Genomic DNA, 18740 nt, shown 5'->3' on the forward strand with positions numbered 1-18740 from the left:
CAGCCGCGCAACTGATCGGCAAGGTGAAGAATGCGACGCCCGGTATGGTGATCGCGACCATGGCGCACGGTATCGAAGCTGCCATCGAAGCCGCTGTGAGCACCGAAACCGACGCCACCGACATCATGGGCGAAACCCACTAACGTACAGACAGCGATGCCCCCGCCGACAACTTCTGTCAGCGGGGGCATCGCTATGCGTTGAACGTTACAGTTCGCGCAACTGGGCGGCGATCTGGATGGACTCGACGCTGGCCTCGGCCTTGTTGCGCGTCTCCTGCCATTCGGTGGCGGGCACGGAGTCGAGCACAATGCCGGCACCGGCCTGCACGCTCGCCTCATGGTCGCGCAGGAACGCGGTGCGGATGGCGATGGCCATGTCCATGTTGCCGGAGAAATCGAAGTAGCCGACGGTGCCGCCGTAGATGCCGCGGTCGGCCGGTTCCAACTCGTCGATGATTTCGACTGCGCGCGGCTTAGGCGCGCCAGACAGCGTGCCGGCCGGGAACGCGGACTTGAACACATCGAATGCGGTCAGCGAGGGGTCGACCTTGCCGGTGACCGTCGAGCAGATGTGCATGATGTGGCTGAAACGCTTGATGTCCATGAGCTGCACGACTTCCACGGACTGCGGCACGCACACCTTACTCAGGTCGTTGCGAGACAGGTCGACGAGCATGATGTGCTCGCTGCATTCCTTCGGATCGGCAAGCAGCTCCTTGGCGAATTTCTCGTCTTCCTCAGGGGTGGCGCCGCGAGGGCGGGATCCAGCAATCGGGAAGGTCATCGCGTGGCCGTTGTCCACCTTGATGAGGGTTTCCGGGCTGGAGCCGATCACGTTGAAGTCGCGGCCCTGAGCGTCGGTCAACGCCATGAAATACATGTACGGGCTCGGGTTCAGCGTGCGCAACACACGGTACACGTCGAACGGGTCAGCAGGCGAATCGATGTCGAGGCGCTGGGAGATGACCACCTGGAACACGTCGCCGTCGACGATGTACTGCTTGGCTCGTTCGACGGCCTGCTCGTAGTGGCTCTTCTCGGTGCGGAAGCGCAGCTCGGGTTGGGCGACCGTTTCGTCCAGGATGTTGACGCGGGACTCGTCCGGAGCCGGGGTGGCGGCATCGCGCTGCATCTGGTCGAGTCGAGCGACGGCCTCGTTGTAGGCAGCGTCGGCGCGAGTGGATTTATCATCCACATTCACCGCATTGGCGATGAGCCATACCGAACCGGATACGTGGTCGACCACGGCGATATCGGTGGCCAGGGCAAGCACGGTCTCAGGCTGGCCGGTCTCGTCCGGAGCTTCGGCGCGCAGGGTCGGTTCCCAGTGGCGGATGGCATCCCAGCCGACCGTGCCGACCAGACCGCTGGTCAGGTTCGGCAGGCCTTCCACATGCGGGGCCTTCAGAGTCTTCAACGTGGCGTGAGCGACTTCGACTACATCACCGGTGACGGGCACGCCGACCGGGACCTTGCCCAGCCAGTCGGCCTGACCGTTGTTGGAGCGCAGCTGGGCCATCGAGTTGACGCCGATAAAACTGTAACGGCTCCACGTGCCGCCGTATTCCGCCGATTCGAGGATGAAGGTGCCGGATCGGCCGCCGGCGAGACGCTCGTAGAAGCCGACCGGGGTGAGCGAGTCGGCGAGCAGACGGCGCACAATCGGAATCACACGGTATCCGGCGTCGGCCAGTTCGTGGAACTGTTCGCGACTGGGCCAGGTGGCGCCCCACTTCAGGTGTTTGACGCTGCATTCGCTCATATTCGCTCCTTTGCTTACAACTCGATGTCTTGTTTCATAGTACGCGGTCGCTCGGCTTCCCCCAGTCAGGAAAGCCCGTTCTACTGCTCGGCCGGGCGATGGCCTTCGACCACGGGCAGGGGGCCGCCTTCGAGGAAGCAGCTGCGCTTGCCGGTGTGGCAGGCGGCACCGACTTGGTCGACTTCGACGAGCAGTGCGTCGCCGTCGCAATCCAGGGACACGCCCTTGACGTATTGCACATGGCCGGAGGTATCACCCTTGCGCCAGTATTCCTGACGGGACCGGGACCAGAAGGTCACGCGGCCGGTGGTCAGCGTACGGCGTAATGCCTCGTCGTTCATGTAGCCGACCATCAGCACCTCGCGTGTGTCGTACTGCTGGATGACGGCGGCGACCAGCCCCTTGGCATCACGCTTCAGGCGTGCGGCAATACGGGGATCGAGTTCAGTGGAATTGTCGTATGTAGTGTCTGTCATACCTATCTTCTTTTTGTGGACCACCCTCAGTCAGCTTCGCTGACAGCTCCCGGATTATGTGCGACGTGCGCATAGCGCATTGCCACGAACAATTCACTGGATTGTTCGCCCAGCGGGAGCAAGGTGTATTCGTTTAGCGAACGGTGTAGCCGTGCTTCTTGAGTTCCGCCTTGACATCGGCGATAGTCAGGATGCCGTAATGGAACACGGATGCAGCCAGCACCGCGTCGGCACCTGCTTCGATGGCGGGCGGGAAGTCCTCGACCTTGCCGGCACCGCCGGAGGCGATGATCGGAATCTTGACTTCCTTGCGCACGGCGCGAATCATCTCGAGGTCAAAGCCTTCCTTGGTGCCGTCGGCGTCCATCGAGTTAAGCAGAATCTCGCCGGCGCCAAGCTGCTCGGCGCGCTTGACCCACCAGATGGCATCAATACCGGTGGATTTGCGGCCACCCATCGTGGTGACCTCAAAACCGGACTGCGTATGCTGCTCACCCTTTTCGCGGCGGGCATCCACGGAGAGCACCAGCACCTGGTTGCCGAAACGATCGGCCACACGGCTGATAAGCGACGGGTCGTTGATGGCCGCCGTGTTGACACCGACCTTGTCTGCACCGCAGCGCAGCAGCGAGTCGACGTCCTCGGGCGTGCGTACGCCGCCGCCCACAGTCATTGGGATGAACACCTGTTCGGCGGTGCGGGAGACCACGTCAATCATCGTGTTGCGGTGGGAGCTGGATGCGGTCACATCCAGGAAGGTGATCTCGTCGGCTCCCTGACGGTAGTATTCGGCCGCCAGCTCCACCGGGTCACCCGCGTCCTTGAGGTTCTCGAAATGCACACCCTTCACCACGCGACCGGCGTCAACGTCCAGGCACGGGATGACTCGTACCGCCAACGACATGCTTCACTCCCCTGTTCGGCTTTGCATTACAGTCCTTCAGACTACCTACCGCCCGTTACATGCGCCGCACCTGTTTCTGGAATATGAGAATCATCATATTGAGCACCGGTATGGCAGCCGCTCGGCGTGAGAGAATGGCTCGTGGAAGTTGTCCGCCGAATCAAGGAGATTGGCATGGCTGTCGAAAACAGCAAGGTACTGATCATCGTCAACAACTGGGGTATCGAGGAGACCGAGCTGACGCGCCCGCTGCGCGATCTCAAGGCCGCCGGCGCCAAGGTGACGCTTGCCGCCACTACCTTGGACCCGTGTGAGACGGTGCAGCACGACCGCTACGAAGGTGAAACGCTGACCCCGGACGCGCGCCTGTCCGACGTGCAGGCTGCCGACTACGACCTGCTGGTGGTGCCCGGCGGCACCTGCAATGTGGATCGTATCCGCGTCAATGAGGATGCGATCACGCTGGCGCAGGAGTTCGCGCACGAAGGTAAGCCGATCGCCGCGATCTGCCATGGCGCGTGGCTGCTGGTCAACGCGGGTCTGGTGGCTGGCAAGACCGCCGCGCCCTGCCGCTATATCGCCGCTGATATCGAGAACGCGGGCGGCCATTACGTCGACGAGCAGCTGCACGTGGACGACGCCAACGGCTTCAAGCTCATCACGTCCCGCAAGCCCGACGATCTGGACTACTTCGTGGGCGCAATCAAGGATGCGCTGAAGTAGCTACCGCTCCTTGGCAGCGAGCTGGCCGCAGGCGCCGTCAATATCCTGACCGCGGGTGTCACGCAGTGTGGCGGTGATGCCCGCGCGGTGCAGGATCTCCAGGAACCGCTGTTCGTCTTCCGGCTTGGAGGCGGTCCACTTCGAGCCCTCGATGGGGTTGAGCGGAATCGGGTTGACGTGGGCCCAGTTGTCGCCGTAATGGTTAAGCCTCTTGGCCAGCAACTGCGCATGCTCGGCCTGGTCGTTGATGCCGCGCATCAACGCGTATTCGATACTGACGCGGCGCTTGGAGGCCAGCCAATAATCGTGCGCGGCATCCAACACCTGCTTGGTATTGAAACGCTTGTTCATCGGCACCAGCTCGTCACGCAGTTCGTCGCTGGGGGCATGCAGGGAAACGGCCAGACGCACGGGAATGCCTTCGGCAGTGAGCTTCTTGATGCCGGGGACCACGCCCACCGTGGATACGGTGATGTTGCGCGCGGAAATGCCGAAGCCTTCGGGAGGCATGGCGGAAATCTGTCGTACGGCGGACAGCACGGAGTTGTAGTTGCCCATCGGCTCGCCCATGCCCATGAACACGATGTTGCTCAGGCGGCCCTCTCCCCCGGCCACTTCGCCGTCGCGCATCATCTTGGCGGCCACACGCACCTGTTCGATTATTTCACCGGTGGACATGTTACGGGTCAGGCCAAGCTTGCCGGTGGCGCAGAACGGGCAGTCCATGCCGCAGCCGACCTGCGAGGAGATGCACAGCGTGGTGCGGGTCGGGTATCGCATAAGCACCGATTCGATGAGGGAGCCGTCGAACAGCTTCCACAAGGTCTTGATGGTGGTGCCTTCGTCCGCCACTTGGCGGGTCACCTCGGTGATGAGCTGCGGGAAAAACGCGGCGGCGGCCTCGCTGCGCTTGGCTGCCGGAAAATCAGTGAATTCGGCGGCATTCACATCGAAATGGCCAAAGTAATGGTTGGCGAGCTGCTTGACTCGGAACTTCGGCAATCCGAGTTCGGCCGCTTTCTCGACGCGCTGCTCGGGCGTCATATCCACAAAGTGCAGCGGCGGCTTACCACGGCGGGCATGGTCCTTGGATAGCACGTCACGGAAGGCACCTGATGTGCCGCCGGGAGTAATGCCGGTTTCCGGAGTGTCAGGATGCTGTGTGGTCATGATGGGTTCGCTTCGCTCTCAATATCAGAAAATAGTCAAACATGCAATAGTAATATCAGAATCCACCATACGGCGTGCCGCATACGAATCAGATGGCCCATGTCTTAGCCCATAGCGAACGCATATTGAACGATGATTTCCCCATATATGGCATGTGGCACCGTGCGATATACACACGATGCCACATTGTTCATGCACGAGACATGCGAATCACAGTCCTGTGATCCACAGCAAGGCGCAGGTGAACGGTGCACTCATCAAAATGGAATCCACACGATCCATCACACCGCCGTGCCCCTTGAGCAGATGGCCCATGTCTTTGATACCGATATCGCGCTTGAGCATGGAAGCACACAAATCACCGAACGTGCCCACGGCACCGATGAGAATACCCGCCACGATCGGCACCCACCAACGAGTGGCCCATTTCGAGGCATCATACGTGCATGCGAATACGGCAAATGCGCCAGCCATGGCGAAGAGCATCGAGCCGACAAGGCCCTCAACGGACTTCTTCGGCGAGATGCGCGGGCTGAGCTTGTGTTTGCCGAGCCAGGCACCGGCAAACAAACCGCCCGTATCGGATAGGGCGGGTAGGAACACCAGCATGATGGCGTGTGCAATCGGATGCCCATTAAAAGTCAGTGAGATGATGACGCAGCTGGCCAACAACGGAATATACAACACGGTAAGCACGGACACAGCCACATGGCTGAGCCGGGAATGATGCTGTTCCCCGCCCTCATGATTAAACGAGGATTCGAGGCGCGCGCTGGCATCCGTGTTGGACAGTTTGCCGGCAACCGCCAGAGATAGGCGGTTGCCGACGCTGATTTTTGCGCTGGCCGCGATGGCGACCAGAATAATCGACACGATGATACTCAGCGACATCGTGATGAGATGGTACGGGGAATAGTAGGTGGCAATGAGGGTGAAGGACGAGCACAGCCACAGCATAAACACCGGGAGGTGCAGGCCTACGGTGGCGAAGTCCACCCTGAGCTCCCACAGCGCCAGAATCATGAACACGACTACCAGCAGCACGAAGAGGTCGACGCTGAGCAGCAGGCACGCGACAATAAGGATGACCAGTGCCGCGCCTGTGGCGATGGCCTGCGGCATGTTGCGGCCGGTCTTCTTGTTGATCTGGTCGAGCGTCTCCTCGGCCTCTTCATGGGGTTGTTCGTTGCGTTCCATAATTCTCCGGACCTGGTCTGAATCAGACCTCCATGATCTCCTTCTGCTTGGTCTCCAGCAGAGTATCGATCTCGTCGGTAACGGACTTGGTGACCTTGTCAAGATCCTTCAGCAGGCGATCGCCTTCGTCCTCACCCATCTCGCCGTCCTTGACGGCCTTGTCGATGGTTTCCTTGGTCTTACGGCGAATGTTGCGCACGGCGACCTTGCCATCCTCGGCCTTGCCCTTGGCGAGCTTGACGTATTCCTTACGACGATCCTCGGTGAGTTCCGGCATGGTCAGACGGATGACGTTGCCATCACGGTTCGGGCTGATGCCGAGATCGGAGTTGCGCAGGGCCTTTTCGACGGCACCGGCCTGGGAAGCGTCAAACGGGGTGACGGACAGGGTGCGCGGTTCGGGAACGCCGATGGAGGCGACGGCCTTAATCGGGGTGGGGGCACCATAGTAGTCAACGGTGATGCCGTTGAGCAGGGCCGGGTTTGCGCGACCGGTGCGGATGCCGGAGAAGTTTTCCTTGGTGTTTTCCACGGTCTTGGCCATCTGTTCCTTGGCCTGGTCGATAAGAGACATATTCACTCCTTGTGTGTTGGTGTTCGTCAGTGTTGTTCGTCTATGAACGCTTGATTCGATTGTGGGCGTTTGCGGCTTACTCGGCCACGCGCGATTCGGCGGTGGAGACCAGCGTGCCGATTTCATCGCCGACGAGGGCGCGGGTCACGTTGCCCGGCTCTTCGAGGCCGAAGACGCGGATGCGCTTCTTGTTGTCGCGGGCCATGGACAGTGCGGAGGCGTCCATGACGGCCAGATTGTCCACGAGGGCGCGATTGTAGCTCAGGGTTTCAAAACGCTTGGCGTTCTCGTCCTTGCGCGGGTCGGCGGTGTAGACGCCGTCGACGCCGTTCTTACCCATAAGTACCTCGTCGCAGTGGATTTCGAGGGAACGCTGGATGGAAACCGTGTCGGTGGAGAAGTACGGCATGCCGGCACCGGCGCCGAAAATTACCACGCGACCCTTTTCAAGGTGACGGATGGCCTTGAGCGGAATATACGGCTCGGCGACCTGTCCCATGGTGATGGCGGTCTGCACGCGGGTGGCCTGCCCCTCCTGCTCCAGAAAGTCCTGTAGAGCGAGGCAGTTCATCACCGTGCCGAGCATACCCATGTAGTCGCCACGGGAACGATCGATACCGGCCTGCTGCAGTTCGGCACCGCGGAAGAAGTTGCCGCCGCCGACCACGATGGCCACCTGCACACCCTGTTGTACGGCCGGAACGATCTCCTCGGCAATGCGACGAATCACCTGGGTATCGATGCCGACCTTGCCACCACCGAATGCTTCGCCGGACAGCTTGAGCAGAACTCTGCGCGGATTGTCGCTATCAGTCATATTGTGCCTTTCTCAAAACCGAAAGTGCGAAATTATCCGTAGACAAGCGTATCGGTTTACGACGACACCCCCTAGCAACGACACCCTTGGAATAGCGAAACGCCATCCGATTATTGAATAACCGGATGGCGTTTCGTTGAAATTACGCTAAGCGCGTGGAGTAAGCCTTAGGCTCACTCCTCTTCGCCCTTGCCGACCTCGACACGAGCGAATGCGGTGGCGTTGCCACCGACTTCCTTGAACAGGTCGCCGACGGTCTTGGACGGGTCCTTGACGAACGGCTGCTCAAGCAGCACGACTTCCTTGAAGAAAGCGTTGAGACGGCCTTCGACGATCTTCGGAACGATCTTCTCCGGCTTGCCCTCGGCCAGGGACTTCTCGGTGGCCACGCGACGCTCGGACTCGACCACATCGGCCGGAACGTCCTCGCGGGTCAGCCACTTGGCGCCCATGGCGGAGATCTGCAGAGCAGCTTCGTGAGCCACGGCGGCGCCGGCCTTGTCGGTGGCGATCATGGCGACGATGCTCGGCGGCATCTCGGCGGACTTCTTGTGAGCGTAGACTTCGACGTGCTCGCCGGAGATCTTGGCGAACTGGCCGACCTTGACGTGCTCACCGAACAGGGCGGCGGCCTCTTCGACAGCCAGCTTGACGGTGGTGTCGCCAGCCTTGGCCTCGAGCAGCTCGTCAGCGGAGTTGGCGTCGGCGTCCACGGCGTAGCCGAGAACTTCCTCGGTGAACTCGACGAACTTCGGGGTCTTGGCCACGAAGTCGGTCTCGGAGTTCAGCTCGACGGCGTAGCCGGTCTCGCCATTGGCGGTCTCGACGACCTTGGAGGCGATGGTGCCTTCCTGAGCCTTGCGGCCTTCACGCTTGCCGGCTGCGGCGATACCCTTGGCGCGGATGATTTCCTTGGCGCGGGCGACGTCGCCTTCGGCTTCGGTCAGAGCCTTCTTGACGTCGAGCATGCCGGCGCCGGTGTCTTCACGAACCTGCTTGATCAGTGCGGCGGTAATTGCTGCCATTGATTATTCTCCTTGAGAAATTTTGCTTACCCGTGAACGATGGGAAGCGCTTATTCAGGCACTTCCCATCGTAGAGCATCACTCGGCCTTGGGGGCCTCGGCGGTTTCGCCCTCGGCGGCAGCCGGAGCGGCGGCTTCAGCGGAAGCCTCGGCAGGAGCCTCGTTGGTCAGGAGTTCCTTCTCCCAAGCGGCCATCGGCTGCTCGGCGGCTTCGCCCTCGGCCTTGTTGGCGCCGGAGCGCTCCAGCAGACCTTCGGCGACGGCGTCAGCCATCAGGCTGGTCAGCAGTTCGATGCCGCGGATGGCGTCATCGTTGGCCGGGATCGGGTACTCAACGGTGTCCGGGTCGGCGTTGGTGTCGACGATGGCGACAACCGGGATACCCAGCTTGTGAGCTTCCTCAACAGCCAGGGCTTCCTTGGTGATGTCGACGACGAACATCGCGGACGGGGTGCGGTTCATGTTGCGGATACCGCCCAGCTGCTTGTTGAGCTTGTCCTTCTCGCGCTCGAGCAGGAGGAGCTCCTTCTTGGTCAGGCCGGAGCCGTGCACGTCGGTGAAGTCCATTTCCTCAAGTTCCTTGAGGCGGTTGACGCGCTTGGAGACGGTCTGGAAGTTGGTCAGCATGCCGCCGAGCCAACGCTCGGAGACGTAGGGCATGTTCACGCGGGTGGCCTGGTTGGCGATAGCTTCCTGAGCCTGCTTCTTGGTGCCGACGAAGAGCACGGTGCCGTTGTGGGCCACGGTGGTCTTGATGAAGTCGTACGCCTTGTCGATCATGTCGAGCGACTTGAACAGGTTGATGATGTGGATGCCGTTGCGCTGGGTGAGGATGAACTGCTTCATCTTCGGGTTCCAACGACGGGTCTGGTGGCCGAAGTGCAGGCCAGCCTTCAGCATATCGCTCATAGTGATCTGAGCCATGGTATTACTACCTTTCATTGTCGGTTCTTGCCTGGCCATGCGCACCTGCGTGCAGCTGCTCCCCCGGTTTCACGAGTTGTGCAGCCGACCGACACAAGCCGTCGCGAGCATGACGCGAATTTGTTGTGTGCCGGTTGACAATATTGGGTGGCTCTGGACACCAGCGACTGCGTCCGTTGCCGGGTGGCACACGAGTTTCGAGAATAGCACGGAGCCGGTACTAAAAAAAACAGGCTCCCCTCTCTGAGGGGAGCTGTCGCCGTAGGCGACTGAGGGGAGTCACGGGCGGTACCGGCAGAACCACCCTCAGTCTCACTACGTTCGACGGCTCCAGCCAGTGGGAGCCGAGTATGGACTACTTCGCCTGACGATTGCGCATGTAGCGCAGGGCTTCGCGGCGTTCTTCCTTTTCCAGGCGATCCAAATACACGTGGCCGTCGAGGTGGTCGCATTCGTGCTGAAGCATACGGCCCATCAGCCCGGAGCCCTCGAGCACGACCTCGTTGCCGTCCAAGTCGATGCCACGCACGCGAGCGTAGTCGGCACGACGGGTCTTGTACCACAAGCCGGGCACGGACAGACAGCCTTCATCGCCATACTGCTCGCCGGACTTCTCCTCGAGTACGGGGTTCAGAACGTAGCCGACCTTGCCGTCGATGTTGTAGGAGAAGGCCCTCAGGCTCACGCCGATCTGGTTGGCGGACAGGCCCGCTCGGCCCGGATCGTCCACGGTTTCCAACAGGTCGTCAACCAGGCGGCGCACGGCCGGGGTGATTTCCTTGATCTCATCGCAGGGGGTGCGCAGGACTGGGTCGGGCACGACCCTGATCTCACGGATGGCCACTTCTCGTTACTCCTCATTCTTCTCGTCAGCCGGCTGGTCCGGCTTGCTGCCGGTGTCAGCGGCATTGTCGGCGGAATCGCCGGTCTCGCCCTCTTCGGGTTCGGCCTTCGACTTCTTGATCTTCTCCGACACGCTAGCAATCGAATCAGACACGCTGGTTTTCATCTGTTCCGAGGCCTGTTTGACCTGTTCGGACGCCTGCTTGACCGATTCGGAGGATTTCTTGACGGTCTCCAGCGTGCTGTCGATGATCTTGGCAGTGGCGGGCAGCGGCTTGTTGGATGGCTTGGGCGCGTACAGATCCTCTTCGATGACGGTGGCGTAGCGCTGCAATACCTTGGGACGCACCACTTTCATGCTCGGGGTGAGTGTGCCGTGCTCCTGACTGAATTCCTCATCCAGCACCGCGAATTTGCGCACGGACTCAGCGCGGGAGACATTGGCGTTGGCCTGGTCGATGTACTGCTGGATAAAGGCGCGCACCGCGTCGTTGTCGCTGGCCTCGGCGAGTGTCATGTCGGCATTGAGGCCCTGACCTTCCAGCCAGGAATGCAGCATTTCGGGGTCGAGCTCGATAAGTGCGGACACGAACGGCTTGCCGTCGCCGACTACTACTGCATGAGCCACGATCGGGCAGGTGTCGATGGCATCCTCCATCGGGGCGGGGCTGATGTTCTTGCCGCCGGCGGTGATGATGATGTCCTTCTTGCGTCCGGTAATGAAGGTGAAGCCGCGGTCGTCGATACGACCCAGATCGCCGGTTTTGATCCAGCCGTCGGCAGTCATCGTCTGTGCAGTGAGTTCGGGCTGCTTGTAGTAGCCAAGGAACACGTTCGGGCCGGTCAGCTCAATTTCATCGTCTTCGCCAAGACGCACGCCCATGCCAGGCCCAGGCTTGCCGACCGAACCGACCTCGTTGTCGTCCTCCCAATTGACGAGCATCGGAGCGGCGGTTTCGGTCATGCCATAACCCTGGATGAAGGTGATGTCATTCATGCCGTTGAAAAAGTGGGCCAAATCCACGTTGAGCGGCGCACCACCGCAGGCCAGCCACTTGAGGTTCGGTCCGAGAGCGGAACGAATGGATTTGCCCACCGTGGCCATGTAGAACGAATGGCGCATGCGCTCGATGAACGAATGGCCGCGACCGGCCTGCTCATCCTTGCTCCACTTGACGAAGTGCTTGACCGACTGGGCGAAGATATGCCCCTGGATGCCGGCACCAGCCTTCTGCGAGGCCGCGTTATACACCTTCTCGAACACACGTGGCACGCCCAGCAGGTAGGTGGGCTTGAAACTGCGGATATCGGCGAGCAGTCGCTTGGCGTCGGGAATGTATCCGACCACGCCGCAGCCACCGATGCACACGTACTGGATGTAGCGGGCGAAGCAGTGCGCCAGCGGCAGGAACAGCAGCAGACGGTTGTCGTCGTACAGCATGCCACGCAGAATCTCGTAGCCGTTAAGCACGATGTGCGTGTAATTGCGGTTGGAGAGCATCGCGCCCTTGGGCTTGCCGGTGGAACCGGAGGTGTAGACCACGGTGAGCAGATCATCGGCTTTGATACGAGCGATAGCCGCATCCAACGTCTCATCGGATACGCCATGCCCGAAGTCAGCGACAGCGTCAAGGCCATCGGCCTTGAAATTGAACACGTATTTCATGCCCGGATGATTGACACGGATCTGCTCAAGCGTCTGTGCGCGCTGGAAGTCGCCGGCAAAGGCGATGGCGGGATCGACTTCCTCGACGATGCCCGCGGTCTGACGGGCGGAATCGGTCTCATAGACGGGCACAACCACAGCGCCGATTGCCGCGCAAGCGAAATCAGCCACACCCCACTCATAGCAGGTAGGCGAGTAAATCAGCACCATGGTGCCGGCTTTGACGCCAAGTCCCAACAGGCCCTTGGCCACCTCGCGTACGCGGGACAGCATTTCAGTAGCTGTGGCGCTGCGCCATTGGTGGGTGTTGTCATCCTGCCATTCCGCGATGATGTCATCCGGCGTGCGAGCTGCTCGTTTGGACAGCAGCGAGTAGACGGTGTCGTCATCGGTGGTGACATATCTGGGTTCTTCTACATGTTCACGCATGGTCACTACTATAGGCGAACCAGCCTATGACACGGCAGAACCGTCTTCCGCTACCAGCGTAGGAATCGGTGTGCGGGCGGGGCCGTCTGGTCAGCCCAAATCGGCATAGATGCACATCCATCGAGAACCGATGTACTTCAGTTTGAGGTTGACTCGCAGATTTTCCTGGCCGATGGTCATGAATACCGCCATTTCCAGCGTGTCCTTGCCGGTGATCATGCCGTCGATCAATGTGGGGACAGTGGGCAGATAGCAGAATTTCGCTTTGAGCTCCGGATGAGTGACCATGTGGGTGCCGAGCAGGTATTGCATGGTTTGCAGCCGGTCCAGGCATGGTTTTGTCATGGCTCTGTTGAGATGTGCGACGCTGAGTTTGCCACGTATCGCGTCCGCCGATGTGCAGGCGATGCGGCATGCAGCCATGGCCATGGAATGACATTCCTTCGCATTCAGCCCGCCTATGAATGTGGGTTGGATGTGATACCGCACCGGGCGATCCGACAGCTCCACAACGATGAATCCGTCATAACTCGGCAACGGCCCGTACTGATATGTGCCGTGGAAAAATCCCGAATACTCCATGATGACCCCCTTCAAGCCCCCTTGCAACTCACCATCATCGGCGAGCGTCTGTACTACAACATCACGAAAGGCGCGCCAAGTCAAACTACTTGAGCGCGCCTTCGGGCAAGTTAAGCCTCCTGCATGGAGGGCAAACCCCCCATTTTCAGGGGGCAATCGGGATTATCGTGCGGAATACGGGTTGACCACCATGCCGCAACGCTGGAAGTTCTTCACGTCGACGTAGCCGGTGGAGGCCATCGCGCGCTTGAGGGCGCCGATGAAGTTGGTCTTGCCGTCCGCCTGGTGGCTCGGTCCGAACAGCACCTGTTCGAGCGGGCCGACCGTGCCGACCGTGGTGCGGTAGCCACGCGGCAGCGTCTGGTGGCGGGCTTCGGAACCCCAGTGGGTGCCCTTGCCGGGGGCCTCGGTGGCGCGGGCCAGCGGCGCGCCGAGCATGACCGCGTCGGCGCCGAGGGCCAGGGCCTTGACGAAGCTGCCGGAGTCGCCCATGCCGCCGTCGGCGATGACCTGCACGTAGCGGCCGCCGGATTCGTCCATGTAGTCGCGGCGGGCCTCGGCCACGTCGGCGATGGCGGTGGCCATCGGGGCCTGCACGCCGATGGTCTGGCGGGTGGCGGAGACCGCGCCGCCGCCGAAGCCGACGAGCACGCCGGCCGCGCCGGTGCGCATCAGGTGCAGGGCAGCGGTGTAGTTGGATGCGCCGCCGACGATGACAGGCACGTCAAGGTCGTAGATGAACTTCTTGAGGTTCAGCGGTTCCTGGCCGGAGGAGACGTGCTCGGCGGAGACCACAGTGCCGCGGATCACGAACAGGTCCACGCCCGCGTCCACCACGGTGGAGTAGAACTGCTGGGTGCGCTGCGGGGAGAGCGCGCCGGCCACGGTGACACCGGCGGCGCGAATCTCGTGCAGACGTTGCGTGATGAGCTCCGGCTTGACCGGCTCGGCATAGATCTGCTGGATACGCTCGGTGGCCTGATCGGCCGGCAGTCCGGCGATTTCGTCCAACAGCGGGGTCGGATCCTCGTAACGGGTCCACAGACCTTCCAGATCGAGCACGCCGAGCGCACCCATCTTGCCCATGGCGATGGCGGTGGCCGGGCTGGTCACCGAATCCATGGGGGCGCCGATCACCGGCACATCGAACTCATAGGCGTCGATCTGCCAAGAGGTGGAGACGTCCTCGGGGTCGCGGGTGCGACGGGAGGGGACGATTGCCACATCGTCGAGTGCGTAGCCGAGACGGCCTTTTTTGCCCAAACCGATTTCAATTTCCTGAGACATGGTTTCCAGCCTATTGCCCGGGTGGGACGCCAACAAGGCCGTTTCCCACGGACCGGACGATTGCTTCAAGTCGTTACAAACATGCGCTATGACTAAATCATCTTCACACCATCTATCAGGAGGAAGCATGGCCAAAATCAAGGTCGAAGGCACTGTCGTCGAACTCGACGGCGACGAGATGACCCGCGTGATCTGGAAGGACATCAAGGATCGTCTGATCCTGCCGTACCTCGACGTGAACCTCGACTACTACGATCTGGGCATCGAGCACCGCGACGAGACCGATGACCAGGTGACCATCGACGCCGCCCACGCCATCCAGAAGCACCATGTCGGTGTCAAGTGCGCCACCATCACCCCCGATGAGGCCCGAGTCAAGGAATTCGGTCTCAAGAAGATGTGGAAGTCCCCCAACGGCACCATCCGCAACATCCTGGGCGGCACGATCTTCCGCGAGCCGATTGTGATGAGCAACGTGCCTCGTCTGGTGCCCGGCTGGACCAAGCCGATCGTCGTAGCCCGTCACGCATTCGGCGACCAGTACAAGGCCACCGATTTCAAGGTTCCGGGAGCCGGCCAGCTGACCGTCACCTTCACTCCGGACGATGGCTCCGAGCCGATTCAGCACGTGGTCTACAACTACGGCGAAGACGGCGGCGTGGCCCAGGTGCAGTACAACGTCAACGATTCGATCCGCGGTTTCGCTCGCGCCTGCTTCAACTACGGCCTGATGCGTCATTACCCGGTGTACTTGTCCACCAAGAACACGATTTTGAAGGCCTACGACGGCCAGTTCAAGGACATCTTTGCCGAGGTGTTCGAGACCGAATACAAGGACAGGTACGCCGAGGCCGGCCTGACTTACGAGCACCGCCTGATCGACGACATGGTGGCCAGCTCCCTGAAGTGGCACGGCGGTTACATCTGGGCCTGCAAGAACTACGATGGCGATGTGCAGTCCGACTCCGTGGCCCAGGGCTTCGGTTCGCTGGGCCTCATGACCTCCGTGCTCATGACCCCGGACAGCCAGACCGTCGAGGCCGAAGCGGCGCACGGCACCGTGACCCGTCACTACCGCCGCTGGCAGAAGGGCGAGAAGACCTCCACCAACCCAATCGCATCCATCTTCGCGTGGACCGGCGGCCTTAAGCACCGCGCCGATCTGGACGGCACGCCCGAAGTCCGTCACTTCGCCAAGACGCTGGAGAAGGTCATCGTCGACACCGTTGAAGGCGGTCAGATGACCAAGGATCTGGCCATGCTCATCGGCCCGGACGAACCGTGGCTCGACACCGACGGCTTCATGAACGCGCTGGACGAGAACCTGGCCAAGGCTCTGGCCGAGTAAATCATCGAACACATCGTGCGGACCTACATGGGTCATGTCATGTCGCAAACTGTCATGATTGTCGTGCTTCATCTGGAATGTTCCTCAGCACGATAATCATGACAGTTGTTCGATGCACGCACGTAATACCTCTAATTGTTCCCGGATATGTGGCGATTTGTCCACTGGTCCGGGACTTTTTCGTATACGGCCTACTAGAATCGTGATTCAGCTTGTTTTCACGCCCGCTTGAGGAGGTTTCGCCGCTTATGGTGTTCGCACGCCGCTCAACCACCCTGCTCGCCGCCATTATCGCATCCTGCGCGATGGTGCTGTCACTGACCGCGTGCACCTCAGACAATAAGACCGTTGTAGATGGTCAAACCACGGTGACGTCCAATTCTGCCGGCGGCGTGGCCGTGTTCACACCTTCGGACGGCATTACGCTGAACCAGCAGACGCCACTGAACAAATGGGCGAAGCTGGTGCCTGACCTAGCCAAGGCTCTGGCCGACGCCGGTTTCAAGAAAGGCGATATCGATCATACGACGTCCGACTCGTTGGCCAAGCAAAGCCGCGCCATCCAAGACTTTGTGGTCGATCATCTTTCGAATAACACCACGGACGATTCCGGCATTGCCATCGCGCCCGACAACATGACATTGCTCGTGGCTCCAGTAGTCGAGGCCGACGCTTCCACTCGCCAATACGGCGATTACATCAGCCAGAACCTGAGCACCAACGATGCCACGGATGGGGAAGCTACTTCTGACGGTGAATCTTCCGAAGACGACTCGTCCAAAGACGATTCGTCCAACACTGAGAGCGACAGCACTGCATCGGACGAGCAGGCGCAGGCCGTGGACCGGCTGGTCTCATCGCTCAAGCTGGCCAAGGAATCCGGCATGCATGTGGTATTGCTCGGCAACAGTATCGAGGGATATAAGCCGGACGCCTTCGTCAAGTTCTCGGACGCCCAGACCATCGGCAAGCTACAGGCGGAAAAGATGGTGTCCAAACTCAAGTTGGATAAGGCCAGTAAAGACAACCCCAAATACATTGAGGTGCTGCTGCCATACACCGCCGTGGACGAAAAAGGCAACGCCAACGATTCCACGTTCGCCCAAGAGGCGTTCCGTGGTATCTGGCAGGTACTGGGCTCCTACTATCAGAAGGGCGTTGTGGAAAGCCCTTCAGGCACCTTGGACGGCAAATCCACGGAAAACGATTGGCAAGCCGTGGCCTACGATGCCGCTAAGGAAGGCTCCACTGCGAAAGTGCTTGACAAGCGTCTGGCAAAAACCGACGGACAGTCCACACTCACCCGTATTGACGGCATCATCACGATGAACGACTACATCGCCTCCGAGGTCGTCAAGGAATTGGACGATCTGGGATACACCGGCTCTGCCGCCGATATCAATCCGCAGATCACCATCTCGGGCATTGTCGGCAATATCACCGGCAAGAAGGATCTCAGCCGCGACGCCGTGCCGGACCCGATCAAATCCCCTGAAAACGACAACGCAAACGACTCATCCAGTTCCGATGACGATGCGGACGAGGACACCTCCGCTTCCGACAAGGACCGTGACTCGCAGTGGCCTCTAGTAACCGGATACGGCGCGTATGTCTCGAACATCCCATCCATCGTCAATGGCAAGCAATGGATGACCGGCATGGAAGACAGACAGACCATCGCCACGGATATCGCTCAGGCCTGCGCCAAGCTCAACAAGGACGAAGCGCTGAATTCCATGCCTTCAATCAGGAACTCCGAGGTAGGCGGCGTGAAGAAGATCCCGACCATCAGCGAACCGTTGCTGGCTGTCAGCGCCAGCAATCTCAAGTCCGCGCTGATCGACCCCGGATATATTTCCTTGGCCGATGCCGGTCTGTGATTCATACTCGTCACGCCGCTAGCCGCCTGCGATGTCTCTTCCGTACGGCCCTGTTCCGGCCGACAATCACCGTTAAATCATGACGGTTTCAGTACGATTTTTCGACTCCCCGCATATTGCTGTGGATCAAGATAATCGGCCGTTCCTCGCTTGAGGCCCCAATGCAGGCAACGGTCTTCGCAATGGTCCGAGCTGCCTTCAACGATGCCTACGGGCTGTCTGCGGGAGATCGTATCCCCCACTGAGAGCTCGGTAACGGCCGGTTCGAATGTCGACGTGACACCTCCACGATGCCGTACACTCACCACATCTTTGCCAGCTACTTTGCCAGCAAAACTCACGGTCCCTGCCTGCGGTGACAGAATTACGGTACCTTGCTCCGCAACAAGATCCACTCCACGATGACCTGGTGCCCACGGGTTGATCGGCCGCTCGAACTGTTGTTCGACCTGTGGATCGTCGACCGGCCAGTCGAATCGGGATTCGCACTGATTGCCATTGCGCCACGCCAAATCAGACATATCGGTGAAATCCTCCACCGTGTATGCCGCATCTCCGGTCACCGCAGTATCCGCATGCGCAACATGCTGAGGCGTGGATGCCAGCCCTACTCCCAAGGCAAGCAGCAGGCCGATAACGGCGGCCAACGCGATTATGGCATCCATACGCCGTTGCCGTTCCTGAGCCCGCTGACGCGCCTGCTGACGCCGCCGGCTGGCACGTCGGGCTTCGTCGCGACGCCAATCAAACAACAGTGGTGCATTCATGAGATTCCTCCCCATAGTGTGAGTGTGATGTGATTCCGGCTTCTTTGCCGGTGATACCCACCTTGAGGGGTCCGAAACAGGATGTCCAGCCAAAACGACCTATGTGGTTCTAGCTTCCGAAGTTATCCACAATGAAATTTCGCGTGACAGTATCGCCGCATCGTCATCATGTTGTATGAGTGGGTATTCGATGAGTCCGATTCTGCGGAATTCAGCGCGACATGCCCTACACGCATGTAATTTGCTTTTTCGTGGCAGGCATGTAAGATATGTGACTTGTGCGCGAGAGAAATCTCAAACACAGCAGACATTCCTGCGTAGCTCAGTTGGCAGAGCATCCGACTGTTAATCGGACGGTCGCTGG

17 protein-coding genes are annotated in these 18740 nt (G+C 60.2%); 3 read left to right on the plus strand and 14 right to left on the minus strand.

Translation table 11 applies throughout. The features are described from left to right. Window positions 1-207: 207 nt before the first annotated feature. The 3 genes from trpE to hisF all read right to left on the minus strand — a co-directional run bounded on the left by trpE (window position 208) and on the right by hisF (window position 3144). On the minus strand, window positions 208-1764 hold the full coding sequence (gene trpE, locus Q5H31_RS06990) for an anthranilate synthase component I (protein ID WP_007052763.1): 1557 nt from the start codon (window positions 1762-1764) through the stop codon (window positions 208-210). 80 nt (window positions 1765-1844) lie between these two features. Continuing rightward, window positions 1845-2240, minus strand: a complete 396-nt coding sequence (hisI, locus tag Q5H31_RS06995; protein ID WP_007052762.1) for a phosphoribosyl-AMP cyclohydrolase — start codon at window positions 2238-2240, stop codon at window positions 1845-1847. Window positions 2241-2373: 133 nt separating this feature from the next. Next, window positions 2374-3144, minus strand: a complete 771-nt coding sequence (hisF, locus tag Q5H31_RS07000; protein WP_007052761.1) for an imidazole glycerol phosphate synthase subunit HisF — start codon at window positions 3142-3144, stop codon at window positions 2374-2376. A gap of 174 nt (window positions 3145-3318) precedes the next feature. Here hisF and Q5H31_RS07005 point away from each other — a divergent pair, with 174 nt between their 5' ends. After that, window positions 3319-3867, plus strand: coding sequence for a type 1 glutamine amidotransferase domain-containing protein (locus Q5H31_RS07005; RefSeq protein ID WP_007052759.1), 549 nt, complete (start codon window positions 3319-3321; stop codon window positions 3865-3867). On the opposite strand, the gene rlmN is transcribed toward Q5H31_RS07005, so the two are convergent. From rlmN to Q5H31_RS07055, 10 genes are all read right to left on the minus strand, one after another. Further along, window positions 3868-5037: a 23S rRNA (adenine(2503)-C(2))-methyltransferase RlmN gene (gene rlmN / locus Q5H31_RS07010; RefSeq protein WP_011068098.1), complete on the minus strand. Its 1170-nt coding sequence runs from the start codon at window positions 5035-5037 to the stop codon at window positions 3868-3870. Between the two features lie 210 nt (window positions 5038-5247). Continuing rightward, window positions 5248-6234, minus strand: a complete 987-nt coding sequence (locus Q5H31_RS07015) for a phosphatidate cytidylyltransferase (RefSeq protein ID WP_007052757.1) — start codon at window positions 6232-6234, stop codon at window positions 5248-5250. 22 nt (window positions 6235-6256) lie between these two features. Continuing rightward, on the minus strand, window positions 6257-6808 hold the full coding sequence (gene frr / locus Q5H31_RS07020) for a ribosome recycling factor (protein WP_007052756.1): 552 nt from the start codon (window positions 6806-6808) through the stop codon (window positions 6257-6259). A gap of 76 nt (window positions 6809-6884) precedes the next feature. Continuing rightward, window positions 6885-7625, minus strand: coding sequence for a UMP kinase (gene pyrH / locus Q5H31_RS07025; RefSeq protein ID WP_007052755.1), 741 nt, complete (start codon window positions 7623-7625; stop codon window positions 6885-6887). Window positions 7626-7798: 173 nt separating this feature from the next. After that, entirely contained in the window at window positions 7799-8650 is an 852-nt protein-coding gene (gene tsf / locus Q5H31_RS07030) for a translation elongation factor Ts (RefSeq protein ID WP_007052754.1), read from the minus strand. Between the two features lie 78 nt (window positions 8651-8728). Next, window positions 8729-9574, minus strand: a complete 846-nt coding sequence (rpsB, locus tag Q5H31_RS07035; RefSeq protein ID WP_007056702.1) for a 30S ribosomal protein S2 — start codon at window positions 9572-9574, stop codon at window positions 8729-8731. 355 nt (window positions 9575-9929) lie between these two features. After that, a complete protein-coding gene (gene def / locus Q5H31_RS07040) occupies window positions 9930-10418 on the minus strand; it encodes a peptide deformylase (protein ID WP_007052751.1) in 489 nt (162 codons plus the stop codon). Between the two features lie 6 nt (window positions 10419-10424). Then, on the minus strand, window positions 10425-12512 hold the full coding sequence (locus tag Q5H31_RS07045) for a long-chain fatty acid--CoA ligase (protein WP_095346976.1): 2088 nt from the start codon (window positions 12510-12512) through the stop codon (window positions 10425-10427). A gap of 90 nt (window positions 12513-12602) precedes the next feature. After that, window positions 12603-13094 carry a hypothetical protein gene (locus Q5H31_RS07050; RefSeq protein ID WP_012577406.1) on the minus strand — a complete coding sequence of 164 codons (492 nt, stop codon included), beginning with the start codon at window positions 13092-13094 and terminating at the stop codon, window positions 12603-12605. A gap of 162 nt (window positions 13095-13256) precedes the next feature. Beyond that, the gene (locus Q5H31_RS07055; protein WP_007052748.1) at window positions 13257-14381 is read right to left on the minus strand and encodes a GuaB3 family IMP dehydrogenase-related protein; all 1125 of its coding nucleotides are present in this window, start codon (window positions 14379-14381) and stop codon (window positions 13257-13259) included. A gap of 127 nt (window positions 14382-14508) precedes the next feature. Here Q5H31_RS07055 and Q5H31_RS07060 point away from each other — a divergent pair, with 127 nt between their 5' ends. Continuing rightward, window positions 14509-15729, plus strand: coding sequence for an NADP-dependent isocitrate dehydrogenase (locus Q5H31_RS07060; protein WP_302457627.1), 1221 nt, complete (start codon window positions 14509-14511; stop codon window positions 15727-15729). A gap of 248 nt (window positions 15730-15977) precedes the next feature. After that, entirely contained in the window at window positions 15978-17609 is a 1632-nt protein-coding gene (locus tag Q5H31_RS07065) for a substrate-binding domain-containing protein (RefSeq protein ID WP_011068096.1), read from the plus strand. Window positions 17610-17686: 77 nt separating this feature from the next. Here the strand turns inward: Q5H31_RS07065 and Q5H31_RS07070 are convergent, their stop codons facing one another. Continuing rightward, window positions 17687-18376 carry a M23 family metallopeptidase gene (locus tag Q5H31_RS07070; RefSeq protein WP_007054320.1) on the minus strand — a complete coding sequence of 230 codons (690 nt, stop codon included), beginning with the start codon at window positions 18374-18376 and terminating at the stop codon, window positions 17687-17689. Window positions 18377-18740 lie beyond the last annotated feature (364 nt).

Origin of the sequence: uncultured Bifidobacterium sp. (assembly GCF_959020155.1) — a bacterium.
Lineage (GTDB): Bacteria > Actinomycetota > Actinomycetes > Actinomycetales > Bifidobacteriaceae > Bifidobacterium.

Bases quoted from the DNA above. Each gene is read 5' to 3' on its own strand.
- trpE (WP_007052763.1), bottom strand. From the start codon at position 1,764: ATGAGCGAATGCAGCGTCAAACACCTGAAGTGGGGCGCCACCTGGCCC.
- hisI (WP_007052762.1), bottom strand. From the start codon at position 2,240: ATGACAGACACTACATACGACAATTCCACTGAACTCGATCCCCGTATT.
- hisF (WP_007052761.1), bottom strand. From the start codon at position 3,144: ATGTCGTTGGCGGTACGAGTCATCCCGTGCCTGGACGTTGACGCCGGT.
- Q5H31_RS07005 (WP_007052759.1), top strand. From the start codon at position 3,319: ATGGCTGTCGAAAACAGCAAGGTACTGATCATCGTCAACAACTGGGGT.
- rlmN (WP_011068098.1), bottom strand. From the start codon at position 5,037: ATGACCACACAGCATCCTGACACTCCGGAAACCGGCATTACTCCCGGC.
- Q5H31_RS07015 (WP_007052757.1), bottom strand. From the start codon at position 6,234: ATGGAACGCAACGAACAACCCCATGAAGAGGCCGAGGAGACGCTCGAC.
- frr (WP_007052756.1), bottom strand. From the start codon at position 6,808: ATGTCTCTTATCGACCAGGCCAAGGAACAGATGGCCAAGACCGTGGAA.
- pyrH (WP_007052755.1), bottom strand. From the start codon at position 7,625: ATGACTGATAGCGACAATCCGCGCAGAGTTCTGCTCAAGCTGTCCGGC.
- tsf (WP_007052754.1), bottom strand. From the start codon at position 8,650: ATGGCAGCAATTACCGCCGCACTGATCAAGCAGGTTCGTGAAGACACC.
- rpsB (WP_007056702.1), bottom strand. From the start codon at position 9,574: ATGGCTCAGATCACTATGAGCGATATGCTGAAGGCTGGCCTGCACTTC.
- Q5H31_RS07045 (WP_095346976.1), bottom strand. From the start codon at position 12,512: ATGCGTGAACATGTAGAAGAACCCAGATATGTCACCACCGATGACGAC.
- Q5H31_RS07050 (WP_012577406.1), bottom strand. From the start codon at position 13,094: ATGGAGTATTCGGGATTTTTCCACGGCACATATCAGTACGGGCCGTTG.
- Q5H31_RS07055 (WP_007052748.1), bottom strand. From the start codon at position 14,381: ATGTCTCAGGAAATTGAAATCGGTTTGGGCAAAAAAGGCCGTCTCGGC.
- Q5H31_RS07060 (WP_302457627.1), top strand. From the start codon at position 14,509: ATGGCCAAAATCAAGGTCGAAGGCACTGTCGTCGAACTCGACGGCGAC.
- Q5H31_RS07065 (WP_011068096.1), top strand. From the start codon at position 15,978: ATGGTGTTCGCACGCCGCTCAACCACCCTGCTCGCCGCCATTATCGCA.
- Q5H31_RS07070 (WP_007054320.1), bottom strand. From the start codon at position 18,376: ATGAATGCACCACTGTTGTTTGATTGGCGTCGCGACGAAGCCCGACGT.